Consider the following 21,183-nt stretch of genomic DNA (forward strand, 5'->3'; position numbering starts at 1 on the left):
CCTCGCCCCCGGTGAAGTTGGGCACTTCGGCGCGGCGCGATTCGGCCATGCTGACCATGATGGAGCCGGAGAACACCGGGCCGAAGATGGCAAATACGCCGTCGTCAATGGCTTTTTGCGTCAGGCCCTTGGCCACGCCCGGGTTACTCTGGGTGTCGGTGGTGACGGTCTGGATTTTTTTACCCAGAATGCCGCCGGCGCTGTTGATTTCCTTCACGGCCAGCTCAACCCCGTTCTTGAAGTTGGTGCCGGCCGTGGCGCCGCCGCCGGACAGCTCGACGATGTTGGCGATCTTGATCACGTCCTGTGCAAAACCGGTGCTAGCGCTCACAGTTATTGCGCAAGCAGCTATCAATTTAAGAGCAAATCGCTTTTTCATGGGTGTCTCCTCTAAGGGTTAAAAATACTAGGGTCTAGGAATGAACGAGTCGTGATTCCCCGACTCCCGGGATTGAAACGCTGGCACTGGCAGTTTGGGGAATGCGCCGGATCTCGCCGGCCATCCCGGCGGGGTACAGATGTTCACGGATAAACGTCGCATCGCGCCTCACGGCGTCGGCGGCTTGCCGATAGCCAAAGAAGTCCAGGTAATCGGGCGCCTGCTGGATCAGCATCTCAAAGCCCGGCTGCGCCACCCGCTGGCGTGCACGCACGGCTTTCAGCAAGGGCGTGGGCTGGTTTTTCATCAGGATGTCCATCACCGCGGCATGAGGCTCCAGGCGGGACACGTCGCAGGGCAAAGGGTCGTCCAGCTTCAGGCCCAGCGGCGAGGCATTGACGACCAGGTCAAACCCTGCCGGGTCACTGCTGCCAACCACCCGGACGGGAACCGGCGCGGCAGCGGCAAGACGCTGCGCCACGCTCTGGGCCTTGCCGGGCGCCGGGTCGTAAAAGGCAATGTCGGCCGGCGCCTTTTGCCCCGCCAGCGCCAGGGAAGCGCCAATGGCAGAAGCGCCACCCCCGGCGCCCAGGATCAGCACCCGCTTGCCGGCATAGGCCACGTCGAAATAATCGAGGGACGCGACGAAGCCCTCACCGTCAAACAGGCCGCCTTCCAGCTCGCCGTTCGGGTTGCGGCGAATGCCGTTGACGGCGCCCGCCGCACGGCCGAACGCATTGCAATGGGCCAGCAGGCCCATCACCAGTGATTTGTGGGGAATGGCCAGAAACATGCCCTTGATGTTTTTGGCCAGAAACGCGGTCTTGACAAAGGCTTCAATATCGCCGGGCGAGACATGCACCGGCACCAGCACCGCATTGATGCCCAAGGTCCTGAAGATCAGGTTGAACACCTCGGGCGCACGCACCTGCTCTACCGGATCACCCGGAATCAGATAAACATCGGTGCTACCTTGAATGGTGGAAAGCATGTCAGCGCCAAACCCTTGATTGTTCGATCATCGTTAAAAACACGTAATCTGGAAAGAACTTTAGTGGCTAAGCCTGGCATTTAAAACTCTAAAAATCAAGTTTTGAGCGATTATCGATCAAAAATGATCGATAATCGAACTTAACAAGGGTTTCACCTAGATTCATGCCAAGAATCATCGCCTCAATACTTAGCGCATGACCACGCCCAGCCCGTCCCCCCTCAACCCACCCGCACTCGACAAGCGCGACTGGATTGCCGGCCTTGAGAAAGGCCTGTCCATCATTGAAGCGTTTGACGATGCCAACCCGCGCCTGACAGCCAGCCAGGCCGGCGTGCGCTGCGGCATGACGCGCACCGCCGCCCGCCGCTACCTGCTCACGCTCGGTCACCTGGGCTATGTCGCCACCGACGGCAAGCTGTTCTGGCTGACGCCGCGCGTGCTGCGGCTGGGCCAGTCCTACCTGGAGTCCGCCCGCCTGCCGCGCATCGTGCAGCCGTTTTTGCAGCGCGTGACCGCCGGGACCCAGGAGACTGCTTACGTCAGCGTGATGGACGGCGACGACATTGTGTACATCGCGCGCAACGGGCCCAACCGCACCATGAACACCGGCTATGTGCTGGGCGCGCGGGTGCAGGCGCAGGTCACCGCCGCAGGGCTTTTGATGCTGGCGCTGCGGGATCCGCAGTGGATTGAAAACTGGCTCGTGAACCACGAACTCAAGGCCTACACCTCCCACACCATTGCCAGCAAGGACCGGCTGCGCATTGAGCTGGCGCGCGTGCGCGCCCAGGGCTGGTCCATATCGGAGCAGCAGCTGGAACTCAATTACCGGGGCATTGCGGTGCCGCTGCGCGACCGGCACGGCGATGTGGCGGGCGCACTCAGCGTGACCATGCCGATGGGGCATGAACCCAGCGAGGATGCGCTGGCGCGTGTGCTGCCGGTGATGCGCGAGACCGCGCAGGCCATGCGCAACCTGATTTGAAGGCGGCGGAAAACGCCGCTCATGCGTTATTGCTCGCTATTGATTTAATAGCTGCTCGCGCCCGCATCTATTGGGCTAGCGGTCAATTCAGCTGATACTTTCGGGCAGGCCAAGCGAGCCGCCTGCAGCTTTTGCGCGAATCCCCGACAATCGCTGCACCCGACATGCACACCCGACACTTTCTCCAGCTCATCGCCTTGTCTGCCCTGTGGGGCGCTTCATTTCCCCTTCTTCGCATTGCCAGCCCGGCCTTGGGGCCCTGGTTGGTGGCCGGGCTGCGCTGCGTGCTGGCGGCCGTGGTCTTGGTCACGCTGCTGCATGGGCTGCGCGGCCGCTGGCCCAAGCGCCAAGCCTGGCCCGGTCTCACGCTGCTGGCGCTTGCCACGGCCGTGGCGCCCTTTGTGCTTTACAACTGGGCCGCGCTGATAATTCCTGCGGGCTACTCCGCCGTGCTCAACGCCACGGCACCCCTGTTTGGCGTGCTGGGCGCCGCGGCCGTGCGTGAGGAGCGGCTCACGGGCCGCCGCCTGCTGGGCTGTGCCCTTGGTTTTGCCGGCGTTGCCCTGCTGGTGCAGCTCGGCCCGGTGACCGTCACGCCGCAGGTGGTGCTGGCCGCCCTGGCCTGCGTGGCGGCGGCAGGCTGCTATGGCTTTGGTGCGATTTTCATGCGGCGCGCCACGCTGGCGCACGAAGCCCTGCCGGCGTCAGCCGCGGTGCATGTGGCCGCGACGCTCATGCTGGTGATTCCGGCCGGCCTCGCAGCGCCCGCAGCCCACCCGACCCCTGGCGCCCTGATGGCCGTGGCGATGCTGGGCATCGTGACTTCCGGCTTCATGTACTGGGTCAGCATGCGGCTGATGCGCGAGATTGCGGCCAGCGCCGCGACCTCTTCGGCCTTCATGATTCCGCTGTTTGGCGTGACCTGGGGCGCGCTGTTTCTGGGCGAAACCGTCACGCTGGCCATGCTGCCCGGTTGCCTGCTGATACTGGCGGCCACGGCCCTGGTCACCGGCTTCAACCCCTTCAGGCATCAACTATCAAATTGATAGCTTACAACGCCCAATAGACGCCGACCAAGCCATGATTGGCACCTAAAAGGCCGCCCAACTCTGCTTCTTCAGGGCTGCCCGGTGGCGATGCGGGCGATGTTGGGCGTGCTGACCACCACGTCGGCACACTGCGCGCGCTGCCGCAGGGCGTGCTCCATGACCACCAGCGCCAGCATGGCTTCGGCAATCGGGGTGGCGCGTATGCCCACGCAGGGGTCATGGCGGCCTTTGGTGACGACCTCGGCGGGCTGGCCGGTCACGTCAATCGACTCGCGCGGCGTGATGATGGAGCTGGTCGGCTTGATCGCAATCGACACCTCCAGATCCTGCCCGGTGCTGATGCCGCCGAGTACGCCGCCCGCGTTGTTGGACTTGAAACCCTGCGGCGACAGCGCGTCGCCATGGGTGGTGCCGCGCTGCGTGACGCTGGCAAAGCCGGCGCCGATCTCCACGCCCTTGACCGCATTGATGCCCATCATGGCGTAGGCGATGTCCGAGTCGAGCTTGTCGAACAGCGGCTCGCCCAGGCCCACGGGAACGCCGGTCGCCGTCACGCGGATGCGCGCGCCGCAGGAGTCGCCGGCCTTGCGCAGGCTGTCCATGTAGCTTTCAAGGTGCGAGACGTCGGCAATGGGTGCAAAGAAGGGGTTGTTCGGCACATGGTCCCAGCTCTCGAACGGGATGACGACATCGCCGATCTGCGCCATGCAGCCGCGAAACTCGGTGCCGTACTTCTGCTTGAGCCACTTCTTGGCCACCGCGCCGGCCGCGACCATGGGCGCGGTCAGCCGCGCCGACGAACGCCCGCCGCCGCGCGGATCGCGCAGGCCGTACTTGTGCAGGTAGGTGTAGTCGGCGTGTCCGGGCCGAAAGGTCTCGACAATATTGCTGTAGTCCTTGCTGCGCTGGTCGGTGTTCTTGATCAGCAGGCAAATTGGTGTTCCGGTGGTCTTGCCCTCGTACACGCCCGACAGGATTTCAACCGCATCGGGCTCGTTGCGCTGGGTCACGTGGCGGCTGGTGCCAGGACGGCGGCGGTCCAGGTCAATCTGGATGTCGGCTTCGCTCAAGGCCATGCCCGGCGGGCAGCCATCAATCACGCAGCCAATGGCCGGGCCGTGGGATTCACCAAAATTGGTGACTGCGAAGAGGTTTCCGAAAGTATTGCCGCTCATGGCCCTGATTATCCCAGAGCCCGGGCCGCGACGATCAGGGCCTGTTAACCGTCCTTGGCCTCGTCCTCGCCCGGCCAGTCGCGGATGTAGGCCTTGAGCATCTTGTTCTCGAAGTTCTGGCTGTCCACCACCGCTTTGGCCACATCGTAGAAGCTGATCACGCCCATCAGCATTTTCTGGTTCATCACCGGCATGTAGCGGGCATGGCGGTCCAGCATCATGCGGCGCACCTCGTCGAGTTCGGTCTCGGAGGTGCAGGTCAGCGGGTGATCGTCCATGGTGCTGCGCACCAGCATGCTGCCGACCGCCCCACCGTTTTTGACCAGGCACGCGATGACTTCGCGAAACGTCAGCATGCCCACCAAGTCGCCGTGCTCCATGACCACCAGCGAACCAATGTCCTTGTCCGCCATGGTCTGGACGGCACTGGCCAGTGGCTCATCGGGGTGGGCGGTGTACAGCGTATTGCCTTTGACGCGCAGGATATCAAGGACTTTCATGGCTTTCTCCTCGGTAAATGGTCAGTTGTTCCCCGGATATAACTGCTGAGGAAATTCGGTTCAAATATAGCCCACAATCAAATTTCCAGCCATCCCGTCAGGGGGATTTCGTAACTTTCTCCTTTCTCCTTTCTCCTCCCCCTCTTTCTTCCCTCCACATTCACCCATCCTCACTGGAGACGCCATGCCCGGCTACTCAGACCCCGGCTTTGACACCCTCGCGCTGCACGCCGGCGCCGCGCCCGACCCGGCCACCGGCGCACGCGCCGTGCCCATCCACCTGACCACCTCCTTCGTGTTCGAGTCCAGTGACCATGCGGCCAGCCTGTTCAACCTGGAGCGCGCGGGCCATGTGTATTCGCGCATCAGCAACCCGACCAATGCCGTGCTGGAGCAGCGCGTCTCGGCGCTGGAAGGCGGCATTGGCGCGATTGCCACCGCCAGCGGCCAGGCGGCCTTGCACCTCTCCATTGCCACCCTGATGGGCGCGGGTTCGCACATCGTGGCCAGCACCGCCCTGTATGGCGGCTCGCAGAATCTGCTGCACTACACGATGCGCCGCTTCGGCATAGCGACCACCTTCGTCAAACCCGGCGACATAGCCGGCTGGCGCGCCGCCGTGCAGCCCAACACCAAATTGTTTTTTGGTGAAACAGTGGGTAACCCCGGCCTGGAGGTGCTGGACATCCCCACGGTGTCTGGCATCGCCCACGAAGCGGGCGTGCCGCTGCTGGTGGACTCCACCCTGACCTCGCCCTGGCTGATCAAGCCGCTGGACCATGGCGCCGACCTGGTCTACCACTCGGCCACCAAATTCCTTTCGGGCCACGGCACGGTGATCGGCGGCATCGTGGTCGATGGCGGCAGCTTTGACTGGGAGAAATCCGGCAAATTCCCCGAATTGACCACCCCTTACGACGGCTTTCACAACATGGTGTTCAGCGAGGAAAGCACGGTCGGCGCCTTTTTGCTGCGTGCACGCCGTGAGGGCCTGCGCGACTTTGGTGCCTGCATGAGCCCGCACACTGCCTGGCTGATTCTGCAGGGCATCGAAACCTTGCCGCTGCGCATGGCGCGCCACATGGCCAATACGCACAAGGTGGTGGAATTCCTCGCCAGCCATCCCTTGGTGGCACGCGTCGGCCACCCGCTGCTCGAATCCCACCCCAGCCATGCGCTGGCGCAAAAGCTGTTGCCGCGCGGCGCCGGCTCGGTGTTCAGTTTCGACATGAAGGGCAAGCGCGAACAGGGCAAGAAGCTCATCGAGACACTCAAGGTCTTCAGCCACCTGGCCAATGTGGGCGACTGCCGTTCGCTGGTGATTCACCCGGCCAGCACCACCCACTTTCGCATGAGCGATGAGGCGCTGGCGGGCGCCGGCATCACGCAGGGCACGATACGCCTGTCAATCGGGCTGGAGGACCCGGACGACTTGATTGACGATTTGAAGCGCGCCCTCAAAGCGGCAGAAAAGGCGGGTGCATGATGGAGTTGATCGTCAACGGCCACCCCACCTACTGCTACACCGGCGGCAAGCCTTTCGATGCCGCCAAGCCCACGGCCGTCTTCATCCACGGCGTGCTCAACGACCACAGCGTCTGGATTCTGCAGACCCGCTACGTCGCCAACCATGGCTGGAATGTGCTGGCGCCAGACCTGCCGGGCCATTGCAAAAGCGCGGGCGAGCCGCCCCCAACGGTGGAGCAGGCCGCGCAGTTCATCCTGGCGCTGCTCGATGCCGCGGGAGTGAGCAAGGCGGCCCTGGTAGGCCACAGCCTGGGCTCGCTGATTGCGGTGGAAGCGGCGGCCCGCGCGCCCGAGCGCGTGAGCCAGCTGGTGATGGTGGGCACGGCCTTCCCCATGAGGGTGTCACCCGCCCTGCTAGACAGCTCGGTTCACCAGCCGATGAAGGCCATCGACATGGTCAACGTGTTCTCGCACTCCATGCTGGCGCCGCCGCCCTCGGCCCTGGGCCCCGGCACCTGGCTGTACGGCAGCTCCCGGGCCCTGATGCGGCGCGTGCTGGCCAGCAACCCGCGCGTCAACCTGTTTTACACCGGCTTCAAGGCCTGTGATGACTACCAGGGCGGTGAGGCCCGCATGGAACAGGTGCAGTGCGCCACGCTCTTCATCCTGGGCCGCAATGACCAGATGGCACCGCCCAAGGCCGCGCAAGCGCTGATCGGCAAAGCCCGGCAGGGCCAGGTGGTCACGCTCGATGCCGGCCATCAGATGATGACCGAGGCGCCCGACGGCGTGCTGTTCGCGCTCAAGGAATTCCTCAAGCCATGAGCATCACGCCGGCCATGTCGCGCCAGCGGGCGCAGGACATTGCCGCATCGTTCGACCTGCGCGCCCTGCCCGCCGACTTCTACGCCAACCCCTACCCGGTCTATGCGGCGCTGCGCGAGAACGAGCCCGTCAAACGCATGTCCGACGGCAGCTTCTTCCTGACGCGCTACGCCGATCTGGTGGCGGTCTACCGCGACGCGCAGACTTTCAGTTCGGACAAGAAGGTCGAGTTCGCGCCCAAGTATGGAACGGACTCTGCCCTGTTTGAGCATCACACGACCAGCCTGGTGTTCAACGACCCGCCGCTGCACACGCGGGTGCGCTTGTCTCTCATGGGCGCGCTCACGCGCCGCGCGATTGCCGAGATGGAACCGGGCCTGATCACGCTGGTGGACAGCCTGCTCGATGGCATGGCGGCCCAAGGCGGCGGCGACCTGATCGAAGACTTCGCCTCGGCCATTCCCGTGGAAATCATCGGCAACCTGCTGGGTGTGCCGCATGCCGACCGCGGCCCCTTGCGCGACTGGTCGCTCGCGATTCTGGGCGCACTGGAGCCCAGGCTCACGCCCGAGCAGGAGGCGCTGGGCAACCGCAGCGTCAGCGAGTTCACCGCCTACCTGCAAACGCTGGTGGCCGAGCGGCGCCAACACCCGGGCGACCCCGAGCACGATGTGCTGACGCGGCTGATCCAGGGCGAGCAGGCGGGCGAGCAGCTCAGCGCAGTCGAGCTGCTGCAAAACTGCGTGTTCATCCTCAACGCCGGCCATGAAACCACCACCAACCTGATCGGCAATGCCCTGGTGGCGCTGCAGGAATGGCCCGAGGCAAAGCACTATTTGCTATCAAAAACGCAGCTGCTTGCGCATGAAAATAAAGGGCTGGAGGCCGATTTGGCACTTGCGATTGATGAATTTCTGCGCTTTGAGTCGTCCAACCAGCTGGGCAACCGCCGGGCCGTCAAGGCGGTGCGGATTGGGGATGTTGACTTGCCCGCCGGCAGCCTGATCACCTTGTGCATTGGCGCCGCCAACCGCGACCCGGCGCAATTTGAGCAGCCGGATATGCTGGACCTGACGCGCCAGGACAACCGCAACCTCGCCTTCGGCTTTGGCATTCACCAGTGCGCCGGGCTGAGCCTGGCCCGACTCGAAGGCCGCATTGCGATTGGACGGTTTTTGCAGCGCTTCCCCCACTACCAGCTGACTGCCAGCCCCACACGCGGTGGGCGGGCCCGTTTCAGGGGCTTCCTGAAGGCCCCGTTTACCGTGGAATGACCGGCTAGGGGCTGCTGCGCTGCAGGGTCTGCAGCAAGCCTTTGAAGGCCGGGTCCGCGCTGCTCACCGCAGGGCCGGTGGCGGGCAAGGAGTCCAGCAGGCGCGACAGGGTCCCCGGGTGCGGCATCAGCGGCCCGGCAAACCGGATGGCCTGGTCATCCGCGATCAGCAGCGTGGGAAAGGTTTCCACGTCCACCTCCCCGACCAGGTCCGCCTGGTCCTCGATATCCAGCCAGACAAAGCGCATGTCCGGATGGTCGAGCATCGCCTGCTCGAACACGGCACGGTAATCGCGGCAGGTGCCGCACCATTCGGCGCACAGGCAGACCACCCAGCGCGTCGGGGAGGTCGTTGAATGGCGGGTTTTCAGGGGATCAGGCATGGGTGTGATAGGTGCAGTTTTCAGGCAAGCTCTCTACCATTGCAGCATAAAACACAGACCGGAGACCCGCCATGACCACCACCCCCTCCACGGCAGCCCCGCCCCCGACCGAACCCGTGGATCCCCGGACCTTCAAAAGCTTTGGCGAGTTTTACCCGTTCTACCTCACCGAGCACAGCAACCGCAGTTGCCGCCGCCTGCACTTTGTGGGCTCCACCTTGTCCCTGGTTTGCCTGGCGATGCTGGCCTACACCGGCAACCCAATGTTCCTCGTCTATGGCCTGCTGTGCGGCTACGGTTTTGCCTGGCTCGGTCACTTCGGTTTTGAGAAGAACAAGCCGGCTTCGTTCAAACGCCCGCTGTACAGCTTCATGGGCGACTGGGCCATGTACAAGGATATCTGGATGGGAAGGGTCGCGTTCTAGTCATCGGACAAATTCGCCGTTGAGACTCAGCATCGACAGCTCCACAAAACTCGATCCCTCCCGCCGCCCCGCCCCGTAGTTGATGCGCAGACCACCGATGTCGAAATCCTTCAGGGTCTCCAGCGCCGACACCAGCTTCTCGCGCGTCAGCGCCGGGCCGGCGCGCCGCAGCCCCTCGGTGAACACCTTGGCCGCGATGAATCCTTCGAACGAGCCGTAACCCGGCGCGAAGCCGTCCTGCCGCGCGCCGATGCGCTGGTATTCGAGCGCGACCGGCGCCAGCGTACGCCACGGCGAAGGAACGACCTGGCTGATCACCACACCGCGCGAAGCCGTGCCCAGGTCGGCCGCCAGTTCGCGGCTGCTCACCACCGACATGCCGTAGAACTGGGTGGACACCCCTGAGTCGCGACACCGCCGAATGAAGGCCACCGCCCCTTTGCCCGAGGTGATCATGATCACCGCCTGCGGCCGCGCCGCGCTGATGGCCGTGACCGCGCGTTCGACTTCCACCGTGGGGGTGATGCGCATTTCGCCGGTGACTGCCGGCTCCAGACCGTGGTGGCGCAGTGCCTTGCGTGCGCCCTCCAAGCCCGACTGGCCGAAACCGTCGGCTTGGTGGACCACCGCGATGCGCCGCACGCCAGTCGTCATCAGGTGGTCGACAATCTGCCACGTCTCCTGCCCGTAAGTGGCGCGCAGATGGAACAGATAGCGGTTCGCGTTGTCGCGCAGCGCATCCGCGCCGGTATAGGGCGCGAACAGCGGCACGCCCACCGCAGTCGTCAGCGGCAGGGTGGCGCGCGTGATGCCGGTGCCGAACTGCCCGAAGAAAGCGAACACGCCGTCTTCTTCCAGCAGCTTGCGCGTGTTCGCCACCGCGCGCTCGGGGTCGTAGCCATCGTCGATCGAGCGCAGCTCGATCTGCCGCCCATGCACCCCGCCCTGCCCATTGAGGTGCTTGAACCACAGCAGCGCACCGCCACGGTACTCATGCCCCAGTTCACGAAAGGCGCCCGAGAGCACGGTCGACTGCCCGAGCAGCAGCGTGCGCTCGCCCACACCGGGCTCGGCCTGCGCCGGGATGTGGAAGGTGGCCAGGCCTGCCACCCCCAGGTGTCCGACGAGAAGCGTTCTGCGCTTCATGAGAGTGTCTTCTTCGCACCGCGCCGCGCCAGCAAGGCCTGCAGCTCGCCCACGATGCCCCGGCGAAACAGCAGCACGCACACCACGAACATCGCCCCCATGATCACCGTCACCCAAGGCCCCACCTTGTCGGCCAGTTCGTTCTCCAGCGACACGATGGTGAGCGCGCCCACCGCGGGCCCGAACACCGTGCCCAGCCCGCCCAGCAGCGTCATCAACACCACCTCGCCCGACATGTGCCAGTGCACGTCGGTCAGCGATGCCAGCTGGAACACCAGCGTCTTCAGCGCCCCCGCCAGCCCCGCGATGAAGGCCGAGAGCACGAAGGCCAGCAGCTTGTAGCGCGCCACGTCATAGCCTAGCGAGATGGCGCGCGGCTCATTCTCGCGAATCGCTTTGAGCACCTGGCCGAAGGGCGAGTGGATGGCACGGTACACCAGCCAGAAGCCGGCGCAGAACACGGCGAGCACGAAGAAGTACATCGCCAGGTTGTTCGACAGGTCGATCAGACCCAGCAGCTTGCCGCGCGGCACGCCCTGCAGCCCATCCTCGCCGCCGGTCACCGGCAGTTGCAGCGCGAGAAAGAACACCAGTTGCGCCAGCGCCAGCGTGATCATCGCGAAGTAGATGCCCGTGCGCCGGATTGCGAGCAGCCCCACAAGCGCGCCCAGGCCGGCGGCCGCAAGCGCCCCGGCCGCGATGCCCAGCTCGGGCGGCAGCCCGAAGCGCGTACACAGCGCCGCGCACACATAGGCGGCCCCGCCGAAGAAGGCCGCATGGCCGAAGGACAGCAACCCCGCGAAGCCGAGCAACAGGTTGAAACCGGTGGCGAAGAGCGCGAAGCACAGCACCTTCATCAGGAAGGTCGGGTACAGCACGAAGGGCGCGGCGATGCCCAACGCGATCAGCAGCAACCAGCCGGCGGCCGGGCGCAGAGCGGCAAGCCGAGGCAAACGCGGCAGGCCGGTCAAGCCCGCTCCGTCGCGCCGGGTAGTGGCCAATCCATTCATAGTCGAATTCCTTTCACGTCTGCTTGCCAAACAGCCCCGCCGGCCGCACCAGCAGCACCACAGCCATGATCAGAAAGATCACCACCGCCGAAGCCTCCGGGTACACCACCTTGGCCAATCCCTCCACCAGCCCCAAACCCAGGCCGGTGACGATGGAGCCCAGAATCGAGCCCATGCCACCGATCACCACCACGGCGAACACCACGATGATCAGGTTGGAGCCCATCACAGGGTTGACCTGCACGATGGGCGCAGCCAGCACGCCCGCGAAGGCCGCCAGCGCCACGCCCACGCCATAGGTCGTGGTCACCAGCACCGGCACGTTGATGCCCAGGGCCTGGGTCAGCTCGGGCCGCTCGGTGCTGGCGCGCAGCCTCGCGCCCAGCGAGGTGCGCTCGACCAGGTACCAGGCCGCCGCGCACACCAGCGCCGAGGCCAGCACCACCCAGCCGCGGTACAGCGGCAGGAACATGAAGCCCAGGTTCAGTCCGCCTTGCAGCTGGTCGGGCACGGGATAGGACTCGCCCGAGATGCCGAAGAAGTAGCGGAACACCCCTTCGCCCATCAGCGCCAGGCCGAAGGTGAGCAAGAGACCGTAGAGGTGGTCGAGGCGGTACAGACGCCGCAGCATGGTGCGCTCCAGCGCCACGCCCAGGAGTCCCACCAGCAGCGGAGCCGCCAGCAAGGCCAGCCAGTAGTTCAACCCGAACCACTTCAGCCCCAGCAGCGCAGCAAACGCGCCCACCATATAGAGCGCTCCATGCGCGAAGTTGATGATGTTGAGCAGGCCGAAGATCACGGCCAGCCCCAGGCTCAGCAGCGCGTAGAACGAACCGTTGATCAGCCCCAGCAGCAGCTGCGCGAAGAGGGCCTGCGACGAGATGCCTTCCATGGCTGGCGCTCACTTCTTCACCAGTGCGCACTTCGAGGCCGCCAGCGGCTGAAAGGCCTCGGCCCCGGGAATGGTCGCTCGCACGTGGTAGTAGTCCCAGGGTGCCTTGGACTCGGCGGGCTTCTTCACTTGCAGCAGGTACATGTCATGCACCATGCGGCCGTCGTCGCGGATGATTCCGTTCTTCGCGAAGAAATCGTTGACTGGCGTCTTCTTCATCTGAGCCATCACCTTTTGCGTGTCATCGGTCCCCGATGCCTTCACTGCTTTCAGGTAGTGCATGACCGAGGAGTACTGGCCGGCCTGGATCATGGTGGGCATGCGCTTGTGCTTGTCGAAGAAGCGCCGCGACCAGGCCCGCGTCTCGTCGTTCAGGTCCCAGTAGAAGCCCTCGGTGAGGTACATGTTCTGGGTGGTTTGCAAGCCCAGAGAGTGGATGTCCATGATGAACATCAACAGCCCCGCCAGCGATTGCTTCTGCGTGATGCCGAACTCCGCAGCCTGCTTGATCGAGTTGATCATGTCGCCGCCGGCGTTGGCCAAGCCGATCACCTGGGCGCCCGAGGACTGGGCACGCAGAAGGAACGAGGAAAAATCCGAGCCCGGGAAAGGATGGCGCACCGCACCAGCCACTGTTCCGCCGTTGGCCTTGACGACGTCTGACGCGTCTTTCTCCAGCGAATGGCCGAAGGCGTAGTCGGCGGTGACGAAGAACCAACTCTTGCCACCTTGTTTGACCACGGCCTTGGCGGTACCGTTTGCGACCGCGTAGGTGTCGTAGGTCCAGTGCACCGTGACGTCGTTACAGTCCTCGTTGGTGACCCGCGTCGAAGCGGCGCCGGACACCAGTACCAGGCGGTTCTTTTCCTTGGCGATCTTCTGCACCGCCAGTGCGACCGAGGTGGTCACCAGTTCGGTGGCGACATCGACCTTGCCCTGCTCGAACCATTCGCGCGCCTTGTTGGCCGCCACGTCGCCCTTGTTCTGGTGGTCGGCCGCAACCAGCTCCACCTTGAAGGCCGGCTTCTCGCGCGCCGTGAAATCGTCGATCGCCATCTGGGTAGCCAGCACTGCGCCCTGGCCGGTGAGGTCAGAGTACAGCCCGGACAAGTCGGTGAGAACGCCTATGCGTACCAAGTTGTCGGATACCTGGGCCTGTACAGGGACCGCCATCGCGGCCGCCACGGCCATCGCTAGCGCAAGTTTTTTGAAGTTCATTTCGTTGTCTCCTTGGGTGAAAAAATCAAACGCCCAGCAGCTCGTGCAGCATGGCACTGCGGTCGGCCAGCTCGGCCTGGTTGAGGGTGAGGACCACACGGCCGTGCTCCAGCACGTAGTGACGGTCGGCCAGCGGAGCGGCGAAGCGGAAGTTCTGCTCCACCAGCACGATGGTGTAGCCGCGTTTCTTGAGCTGCCGCAAAGCCACAGCAAGGGCTTGGACAATCACCGGCGCGAGGCCTTCGGTGATTTCGTCCAAGAGCAGCAAATGCGCGCCGGTACGCAGGATGCGAGCTAGTGCAAGCATTTGCTGTTCGCCACCCGACAAGCGCGTTCCCGGGCTGTGGCGCCTCTCCTTCAGGTTGGGGAACATCTCATAGATTTCCCCGACCGTCATGCCACCCGGCAGCACCTGCGGCGGCAACAATAGGTTTTCCTCGGTAGTCAGGCTCGCATAGATGCCGCGTTCCTCGGGGCAGTAACCGATGCCGCGGCGCGCGATCTGATGCGGCGCCAGCCGGGTGACATCGCCAGCGTCGAAGTGAACGCTGCCGGTTTTGCGGTCGGTCAAACCGAGGATGGCCTTGAGCGTGCTGGTGCGGCCCGAGCCGTTGCGTCCCAGCAGCGTTACCAGCTCACCGCGCCTAACCTCGAGGTTCACGCCGTGCAGCACGTGCGACTCCCCATACCAGGCGTGGAGGTCTCGGATGTCCAATAGAACGTCGCTCATGCGGCCTCCGTACCCATGTAGGCTTCTCGGACGCGCGAGTCGTTCGCCACCGTGGCGTAATCGCCTTCGGCCAGAATGCTGCCGCGCTGCAAGACCGTGATGGTGTCACACAGGTTGGCCACCACCGAGAGGTTGTGCTCCACCATCAGAATGGTGCGTCCGGCGGAGACCTTGCGGATCAACTCCACGATGCGGGCCACGTCCTCGTGGCCCATGCCCTGGGTGGGTTCGTCGAGCAGCATCAGCTCGGGCTCCAGCGCCAGCGTGGTGGCGAGTTCCAGCGCGCGCTTGCGGCCATAGGGGAGTTCCACGGCGAGGGTCCAGGCCAGGTCCGCGAGGCCCACCGAATCCAGCAGCTCCAGCGCGCGCAGGTTCAATTCGTCGAGGCAGCGCTCGTTGCGCCAGAAGGCGTAGGAATGGCCCCAGCGCGACTGCAGCGCGATGCGCACGTTTTCCAGCACGGTAAGGTGGGGAAAGGTCGCGGAGATCTGGAACGAGCGCACGACACCCCGCCGCGCGGTTTTCGCCGGCGGTTCGGCGGTGATGTCCTCGCCCTTGTAGTGAATGGTCCCGGCCGAGACCGGCAGGAACTTGGTGAGCAGGTTGAAAACCGTGGTCTTGCCCGCCCCATTGGGGCCGATCAGCGCATGGACCGCGCCGCTGCGCACCTTGAGGTCCACGCCCTGGACGGCCGTGAAGCCCTTGAACTCGCGGGTAAGGCCGCGCGTTTCGAGAAGAATGCCTTCATTCATCGCAGTCCCCTCTGACGATGGCCGAGGACGAGCACACCTGCTCGCGCAACACGAACTTTTGTATTTTTCCCGTCGACGTCTTCGGCAGCGGCCCGACGATTACTTGCCGGGGGGCCTTGTAGTGCGCCAGGTTGTCGCGGCACCAGTCCACCAGCTCGGCCTCGCTTGTGTCCATGCCTTGCTTCAACTCCACGAAAGCGCAGGGCACCTCGCCCCAGCGCGCATCCGGCTTGGCCACCACCGCCGCGGCAAGCACGGCGGGGTGCTGGTAGAGCACGTCCTCCACTTCCACCGAGGAGATGTTTTCGCCGCCAGAGATGATGATGTCCTTGGACCGGTCCCGGATCTTGATGTAGCCGTCGGGCTGCGTCACACCCAGGTCGCCCGTGTGGAACCAGCCACCGGCGAAAGCCTCTTCGGTGGCCTCGGGGTTCTTGAGGTAGCCGCGCATCACCAGATTGCCGCGAAAGAATATCTCGCCCATGGTTTCGCCGTCCCATGGCACAGGCTCCATCGTCGCGGAGTCGAGCACCGCCACCGACTGCTGCAGCGGATATGGCACGCCCTGGCGGCCGTTGAGCCGCGCGCGTTCCGCTTCGGGCAGTTCCGCCCAATGCGTCTGCTGCGCGCACACGGCTGCGGGGCCGTACACCTCGGTCAGGCCGTAGACGTGCGTGAGCGCGATGCCCAGCCGCTCCGCCCCCACGATGACCGAAGGCGGCGGCGCGGCGCCGGCGATGGTTCCCTGCAGCGTCCAGCCGATGGAGGGCGGCTCCTTTGTCCAGGCATCGACCAGCGTGTTGAAGACGATGGGCGCACCCGACAGGTGGGTGACGCGGTGCTTCTTCACCAGCTGCGCGATCGCCTGGGCGTCGACCCTGCGCAGGCACACCTGCGTGCCTGCGACCAGCGCCAACGTCCAGGGGAAGCACCAGCCATTGCAGTGAAACATCGGCAGCGTCCACAGGTAGACCGGATGCTGTGGCATCTGCCAGGCCAGCACGTTGCTCACCGCGTTGAGGTAGGCACCGCGGTGGTGGTAAACCACGCCCTTGGGGTTGCCGGTGGTGCCCGAGGTGTAGTTCAGGCAGATCGCGTCCCACTCGTCTTCGGGCAGTTGCCAGGGCTCGGCGGGGTCGCCTTGCGCGAGAAAGCATTCGTAGCCGATGTCGCCGAGCGTTTGCGTAAAGGAAGCGCCGGGGTCCATCACGTCCACCACCATCGGCGTGCGGCCTTTCTGCAGGCGCAGGGCCTGGCGCACCGTGGGCGCGTACTCGGGGTCAGTCAACAGCACGCGGGCTTCGCCGTGGTCCAGCTGGAAAGCGAGCGATTGCGCGTCCAAACGGGTGTTGAGCGTGTTGAGCACCGCGCCGGCCATGGGCACGCCGAAATGCGCCTCCACCATGGCCGCCACATTGGGCAAGAGGGCCGCTACGGTGTCGCCCGGCTGCACGCCGGCGCGGCGAAGCGCGCTGGCGAGGCGGCGGCAGCGCTCGTAGGTTTGCGCCCAGGTGAAGCTGCGCTCGCCATGCACCACCGACACGCGCTGCGGATAGACCTGCGCGGTGCGCTCCAGAAAACTGAGGGGTGACAGCGGCACGTGGTTGGCGCGGTTGCGCGCCATCCCGATGCGGTAGGGGCTTGACACTGGATGTCTCCTTAATCGATCATGGCCTCGCGGGGGCCGATGCACTGATTCTGGAAACCGATCTTTTCGCAAACGTTGCACGAATGTAGCGAATCGTATCGCCCCCTCGCGGCGGCGATGCACCATGCCTAGAATATCCAATCGATCCCGTGAACACCATGAGCAGTCCCGACCCCTCCCCCGGCAGCCCGGACATCGAGCGCTGGCGCTTCTTCGGCCTGCTGCAATCAGGCCTGGACCTGCTGGACCAGGGCATGACGGTGTTCGACAGCGAGCTGCGCCTGGTGGCCTGGAACCAGGCCTTCTTCGATTTGCTGGAGTTCCCGCCCGATCTCGCGCGACTGGGCACGCCCTTCGAGGATTTCATGCGCCACAACGCGGCCCGAGGCGAGTACGGTCCCGGCGCGGTGGAAGACCTCGTCGCCGAGCGGGTGCGCGCGGCCCAGGCCTTCACGCCCCACTACACCGAGCGGGTGCGCCCCAACGGCCGCGTCATTGCGGTGCGTGGCGAGCCGCTGCCCGGCAAGGGCCTCATCACGATCTACACTGACATCACCGTCCAGCGCGGCTACGAGCGCATGATGCAGGAACAAAACACGGAGCTGGAAGAGCGCGTGCGGGAACGCACCGCCGACCTGCTGGCCACCAACGAGCGGCTGGTGCAGGCCCAGGCCCTGCTTGCGCAGGCGCAGAAGATGGAAGCAGTGGGCCAGCTCACCGGCGGCGTCGCACACGATTTCAACAACCTGCTCACGGTGGTGATCGGCAACCTCGACGCGCTGAGCGAACAGTTGCACGACCGGCCAGAAGCCGGGGAGCACCTGGCCCCGGCGCTGGCTGCGGCGCACCGCGGGGTCGACCTGGTCAAGCGGCTGCTAGCCTTTTCCAAGCGGCAGCTAATTGCGCCGGTGTGCGTGGACGTAAACAAGACGGTAGACAGCGTGGCCACGCTGCTGCGCCACTTCATCCCCGAGAACATCCGCCTGCGCGTCGATCTGCCGGAGGTGGCACTCCATGCCATCGCCGACCCGGCGGAGCTCGAAAGCGCGCTGCTCAACCTGTGCCTCAACGCGCGCGATGCCATGCCCTCGGGCGGCGAGCTGAGCATCGCGGTGGGCCCGTTCACACTTGACGAGGCAAGCGCGGGCGAACGCTCCTTGGCGCCGGGCCGCTACGTGCAAGTCGCCGTGCACGACGGGGGCACCGGCATGGACGCACGCACCGCCGACCGCGCCTTCGAGCCCTTCTTCACCACCAAAGCCTTCGGCGCGGGCAACGGGCTGGGCCTGTCCATGGTCTACGGCTTTGCCAAGCGCGCGTGCGGCGACGTGCGCATCGCGAGCCGGCCGGGCGCCGGCACCTCGGTCTTCATCCTGCTGCCCGAAACCGAGCCGCAGCTCGCCGCCCACGACAGCGACCGCCCGGGCGCGGCCGTCCCCGGCGAGCGCGCCCTGGTGCTGGTGGTGGAAGACGACGACGACGTGCGCGCCGTGGTGCGCCGCCAGGCCAACAGCTTGGGCTACCCCGTGATCGAGGCGCGCAATGGCGAAGAGGCGCTGGGCCTGATTGAAGGCGTGGGCGAGATCGGCATCGTGTTGACCGACCTGGTGATGACCGGCGGCATCAATGGCCGCGAACTCGCTGCGCGATCGCGCAGCACCCGGCCGGCGCTGGGCATCGTGCTGATGACGGGCTACGACCACAGGGGCGGCGACGAGGTGCCGGGCAGCATCGTGCTGTCCAAGCCCTTCACCACCGCCGACCTCGCGCGGGCTCTGGCCGAGGCCACTGTTCACTGAACGCGCATGAACACGGCGCACCCGCTCATCTTCGTGCTCGACGACGAGCCCTCCATCACCCGCCTGGTGAGCGCCGCCCTGCGGCAGCACCAGTTCCGCACCGAAGAGTTCCACACCGCCGCCGCGCTGGCCCGGCGCCTGCGCACCCAGTCGCCCGCAGTGGCCATCGTCGACCTGGGCCTGCCTGACCGCGACGGCCTGGAGCTGGTGCGCCAGATCGGCGCCAGCCACGGCTGTGGCATCCTCGTTCTCACCGGCCGCGACTCGGTGTCTGACCGCGTGCTCGGCCTCGAACTCGGCGCCGACGACTACCTCACAAAACCTTTCGACAGCCGCGAGCTCGTCGCCCGCGTGCGCAGCATCGCGCGCCGCCAGTCACCGCAGGCCCGCGGCGTGCGCGTGGCCAGCTTTCCCGGCTGGCGCTTCGAGCCCGAGGCCAACTGCCTGTGGAGCGAGGCTGGCCAGCCCGTGCGCCTGAGCGCAGCCGAGTCGCAGTTGCTGCTGCAGTTCGTGACACACCCCAACCGCGTGCTCTCGCGCGAACACCTGTGCGGCACGAGCGATCTCTCGCCCTTCGACCGCAGCGTGGACATCAAGGTCTCGCGCCTGCGCGCCAAGCTCGAAGCCAAGCCGCACGCACCCCAGCTGATCCGCACGGTGTATGGCGGGGGCTACCTGTTCGGGGCAGCTGTGGATTGGGAGAAAACGCGAGCCTAAGCTGCCCCTCGGGGGCAGCGCAGCACACGAAGTGGCTAGCATGGGGTTCTGCGGCTTCGCCTTCGCCTGGCTCGGTCACTTCGGTTTTGAGAAGAACAAGCCGGCTTCGTTCAAACGCCCGCTGTACAGCTTCATGGGCGACTGGGCCATGTACAAGGACATCTGGATGGGCAAGGTCAGGCTCTGACAGGGAGCACTGATTTTTGCGCCAGCATTACTCAGCAGTCCGAAAGTAGCGCGACATACTTTGTCATCCTGAGCGCAGCGAAGGATCTCGGTATGCTGGCAAGATTCTTCGCGTTGCTCAGAATGACAGCATGGCTGGCGTCGCCTTCGTTACGGATTGCGGAATAAGCGCAAGCACCGCCGGACCATTCCAGGCCCCCAGCACGAGACTCATGCTCAGAGCACATCGCGCAGGTAGACCGAAGAAAACGGCGCGGTTTTCCAGAGCTGGGCCGTGGCCTCGGTGTGCGGCAGCAGCAAATGGCGCATCAGCGGCTCCAGTGCGGTGGACTGGGCGTCAGCCAACAGGATGTAGCGGGTTTCCTCTTCATCTTCCACTTCGTTGACCCGCCCTATCCAGTCCAGCGCCACCAGGATTTCAAACACCGGCTCCAGTTGCAGCGACTCGACCTGCAGGGCCTCCACCAGTTGCGGTGCACTCATGCCCCGCCGTGCCGTCGCCCGTGTGCGGTGCAGTTGCTGCAGCACTTCCAGCGCCAGCTGGAACTGCCAGCCATGGCCGCCGCCGCGCCGCGCCACGCCGGTCAGCAGGCTGGGCAGGTAGGCCGCAATCACGGCGCCCAGCAGCACGATCACCCAGGCCACATAAATCCAGACCAGCAGAATCGGCACGATGGCAAAGGCCCCGTAAACCATCGAATACGTGGGAATCTGGCCGAGGTAGAGCGCCAGCAGCTTCTTGGCCAGCTCAATGCCCGCCGCCACAAACAGGCCGCCGACCCAGGCATGAGCCCAGCGCACCGGCGTGTTGGGCACGTAGTGGTAGAGCGCCGTCACACCACCCGCCAGCAGAAAGAACTCGATCACGTCCAGCAAAAAGCGCACGCCCCCCGGCAGGGAGCCCACCACCCCTTTGGAAGCGGTGACCGCATAGGAGGTGAGCAGCAGGCTCGCGCCCAGCAGCAGCGGCCCCAGGGTGATGGCGGCCCAGTAAATCAGCACCCGCTGGGCCAGCGGCCGGGGGGTTCTCACGCGCCAGATGCGGTTGAGCGTGCGGTCTATGGTCAGAATCAAGGCCAGCGCCGTGGTCAGCACCACGGCCAGGCCAACCGCGCCCAGCCGGCTGGCCTTGCTGGCAAACTGCGTGAGATAGCCCAGCACCTGGCGCGCAATGCTGTCGGGCACCAGGCTCTCGATCAGCCAGCGCTGCAAAATATCCTGCACCTTGGCAAACATGGGAAAGGCGGTGAACACCGCCAGCGCCACCGTGAAAAACGGCACCAGCGCCAGGGTCGTGGTGAAGGTCAGGCTGCTGGCCGTCAGGCCCAGCTGATCTTCGCGGAAACGGTTGCGCAGGGTGAAGGCGGTATCGCGCCACGGGAAATGGGACAGGTCGGTCCACAACTGCTGCAAAGACTGCTGAAACTGCTGGATTTTCATCCCCGGTATCATGCCTCAGTGAGTGCCGTCCATTCAACCTAGAAACCGCAGTTGACCGCTCATTTTCCGCGGGCAAGACCACATGAACACACACTTATTCGCTCACGCGCGAGTTCACCTTTGGGGTGACAACGCTACGCACCCGATTGAGCCGCCCTGGCGCGTGCTGGCGGCGTTGCTCCTCCTTGCA

The 21,183-nt window shown here is 65.0% G+C and carries 21 protein-coding genes and 1 pseudogene; 9 read left to right on the forward strand and 13 right to left on the reverse strand.

The features are described from left to right. Positions 1–379, reverse strand: a 379-nt coding sequence (locus V6M61_RS18125) for an ABC transporter substrate-binding protein (RefSeq protein WP_332777993.1), incomplete at its 3' end; no start/stop codon positions are given. A 34-nt stretch (positions 380–413) separates the two neighbouring features. After that, entirely contained in the window at positions 414–1,370 is a 957-nt protein-coding gene (locus tag V6M61_RS18130; RefSeq protein ID WP_332777994.1) for a shikimate dehydrogenase family protein, read from the reverse strand. A 196-nt stretch (positions 1,371–1,566) separates the two neighbouring features. Here V6M61_RS18130 and V6M61_RS18135 point away from each other — a divergent pair, with 196 nt between their 5' ends. Continuing rightward, on the forward strand, positions 1,567–2,358 hold the full coding sequence (locus V6M61_RS18135) for an IclR family transcriptional regulator domain-containing protein (RefSeq protein WP_332777995.1): 792 nt from the start codon (positions 1,567–1,569) through the stop codon (positions 2,356–2,358). A 164-nt stretch (positions 2,359–2,522) separates the two neighbouring features. Beyond that, a complete protein-coding gene (locus V6M61_RS18140; protein ID WP_332777996.1) occupies positions 2,523–3,404 on the forward strand; it encodes a DMT family transporter in 882 nt (293 codons plus the stop codon). A gap of 71 nt (positions 3,405–3,475) precedes the next feature. Here V6M61_RS18140 and aroC read toward each other — a convergent pair whose 3' ends face one another. Continuing rightward, a complete protein-coding gene (aroC, locus tag V6M61_RS18145) occupies positions 3,476–4,582 on the reverse strand; it encodes a chorismate synthase (protein WP_332777997.1) in 1,107 nt (368 codons plus the stop codon). A gap of 44 nt (positions 4,583–4,626) precedes the next feature. After that, positions 4,627–5,082 (reverse strand): CBS domain-containing protein, encoded by a 456-nt coding sequence (locus V6M61_RS18150; protein ID WP_332777998.1) that lies wholly within the window; start codon positions 5,080–5,082, stop codon positions 4,627–4,629. A 184-nt stretch (positions 5,083–5,266) separates the two neighbouring features. Here V6M61_RS18150 and V6M61_RS18155 point away from each other — a divergent pair, with 184 nt between their 5' ends. The 3 genes from V6M61_RS18155 to V6M61_RS18165 are packed head-to-tail and all read left to right on the forward strand — an operon-like array spanning position 5,267 to position 8,648. Then, positions 5,267–6,568, forward strand: coding sequence for an O-acetylhomoserine aminocarboxypropyltransferase (locus V6M61_RS18155; protein ID WP_332777999.1), 1,302 nt, complete (start codon positions 5,267–5,269; stop codon positions 6,566–6,568). Then, positions 6,568–7,374 (forward strand): alpha/beta fold hydrolase, encoded by an 807-nt coding sequence (locus tag V6M61_RS18160; RefSeq protein WP_332778012.1) that lies wholly within the window; start codon positions 6,568–6,570, stop codon positions 7,372–7,374. Before V6M61_RS18155 ends, V6M61_RS18160 begins: the two co-directional genes overlap by 1 nt. Further along, a complete protein-coding gene (locus V6M61_RS18165; protein ID WP_332778000.1) occupies positions 7,371–8,648 on the forward strand; it encodes a cytochrome P450 in 1,278 nt (425 codons plus the stop codon). Before V6M61_RS18160 ends, V6M61_RS18165 begins: the two co-directional genes overlap by 4 nt. 4 nt (positions 8,649–8,652) lie before the next feature. Here the strand turns inward: V6M61_RS18165 and V6M61_RS18170 are convergent, their stop codons facing one another. Next, positions 8,653–9,030 carry a thioredoxin family protein gene (locus tag V6M61_RS18170; RefSeq protein WP_332778001.1) on the reverse strand — a complete coding sequence of 126 codons (378 nt, stop codon included), beginning with the start codon at positions 9,028–9,030 and terminating at the stop codon, positions 8,653–8,655. A gap of 71 nt (positions 9,031–9,101) precedes the next feature. Between V6M61_RS18170 and V6M61_RS18175 the strand changes: the two genes are divergently transcribed. After that, positions 9,102–9,455 carry a DUF962 domain-containing protein gene (locus tag V6M61_RS18175; RefSeq protein WP_332778002.1) on the forward strand — a complete coding sequence of 118 codons (354 nt, stop codon included), beginning with the start codon at positions 9,102–9,104 and terminating at the stop codon, positions 9,453–9,455. Here the strand turns inward: V6M61_RS18175 and V6M61_RS18180 are convergent, their stop codons facing one another. The 7 genes from V6M61_RS18180 to V6M61_RS18210 are packed head-to-tail and all read right to left on the reverse strand — an operon-like array spanning position 9,456 to position 16,851. Next, positions 9,456–10,601, reverse strand: coding sequence for an ABC transporter substrate-binding protein (locus tag V6M61_RS18180; RefSeq protein WP_332778003.1), 1,146 nt, complete (start codon positions 10,599–10,601; stop codon positions 9,456–9,458). After that, positions 10,598–11,572: a branched-chain amino acid ABC transporter permease gene (locus tag V6M61_RS18185; protein WP_442957808.1), complete on the reverse strand. Its 975-nt coding sequence runs from the start codon at positions 11,570–11,572 to the stop codon at positions 10,598–10,600. Before V6M61_RS18185 ends, V6M61_RS18180 begins: the two co-directional genes overlap by 4 nt. Positions 11,573–11,624: 52 nt before the next feature. Beyond that, a complete protein-coding gene (locus V6M61_RS18190) occupies positions 11,625–12,503 on the reverse strand; it encodes a branched-chain amino acid ABC transporter permease (protein WP_332778004.1) in 879 nt (292 codons plus the stop codon). A gap of 9 nt (positions 12,504–12,512) precedes the next feature. Next, the gene (locus tag V6M61_RS18195) at positions 12,513–13,721 is read right to left on the reverse strand and encodes an ABC transporter substrate-binding protein (RefSeq protein WP_332778005.1); all 1,209 of its coding nucleotides are present in this window, start codon (positions 13,719–13,721) and stop codon (positions 12,513–12,515) included. A 25-nt stretch (positions 13,722–13,746) separates the two neighbouring features. Next, a complete protein-coding gene (locus tag V6M61_RS18200; RefSeq protein WP_332778006.1) occupies positions 13,747–14,451 on the reverse strand; it encodes an ABC transporter ATP-binding protein in 705 nt (234 codons plus the stop codon). Next, positions 14,448–15,203 (reverse strand): ABC transporter ATP-binding protein, encoded by a 756-nt coding sequence (locus tag V6M61_RS18205; protein ID WP_332778007.1) that lies wholly within the window; start codon positions 15,201–15,203, stop codon positions 14,448–14,450. The genes V6M61_RS18200 and V6M61_RS18205 overlap by 4 nt, the downstream gene beginning before the upstream one ends. Continuing rightward, positions 15,196–16,851: an acyl-CoA synthetase gene (locus tag V6M61_RS18210; protein ID WP_332778008.1), complete on the reverse strand. Its 1,656-nt coding sequence runs from the start codon at positions 16,849–16,851 to the stop codon at positions 15,196–15,198. Before V6M61_RS18210 ends, V6M61_RS18205 begins: the two co-directional genes overlap by 8 nt. A gap of 158 nt (positions 16,852–17,009) precedes the next feature. Here V6M61_RS18210 and V6M61_RS18215 point away from each other — a divergent pair, with 158 nt between their 5' ends. The 3 genes and pseudogenes from V6M61_RS18215 to V6M61_RS18225 form a co-directional block, all read left to right on the forward strand. After that, the gene (locus V6M61_RS18215) at positions 17,010–18,650 is read left to right on the forward strand and encodes a PAS-domain containing protein (RefSeq protein WP_332778009.1); all 1,641 of its coding nucleotides are present in this window, start codon (positions 17,010–17,012) and stop codon (positions 18,648–18,650) included. A gap of 6 nt (positions 18,651–18,656) precedes the next feature. Continuing rightward, positions 18,657–19,367, forward strand: a complete 711-nt coding sequence (locus V6M61_RS18220; protein ID WP_332778010.1) for a response regulator transcription factor — start codon at positions 18,657–18,659, stop codon at positions 19,365–19,367. A gap of 49 nt (positions 19,368–19,416) precedes the next feature. Then, positions 19,417–19,554, forward strand: a pseudogene (locus V6M61_RS18225) (Mpo1-like protein); the annotation flags it as partial. A 215-nt stretch (positions 19,555–19,769) separates the two neighbouring features. On the opposite strand, the gene V6M61_RS18230 reads toward V6M61_RS18225, so the two are convergent. Beyond that, complete coding sequence (locus V6M61_RS18230) at positions 19,770–20,993, reverse strand: YihY family inner membrane protein (RefSeq protein ID WP_332778011.1); 1,224 nt, start codon at positions 20,991–20,993, stop codon at positions 19,770–19,772. Positions 20,994–21,183: the final 190 nt, after the last annotated feature.

The organism is Polaromonas sp., from assembly GCF_036676035.1.
Taxonomy (GTDB): domain Bacteria; phylum Pseudomonadota; class Gammaproteobacteria; order Burkholderiales; family Burkholderiaceae_C; genus Polaromonas.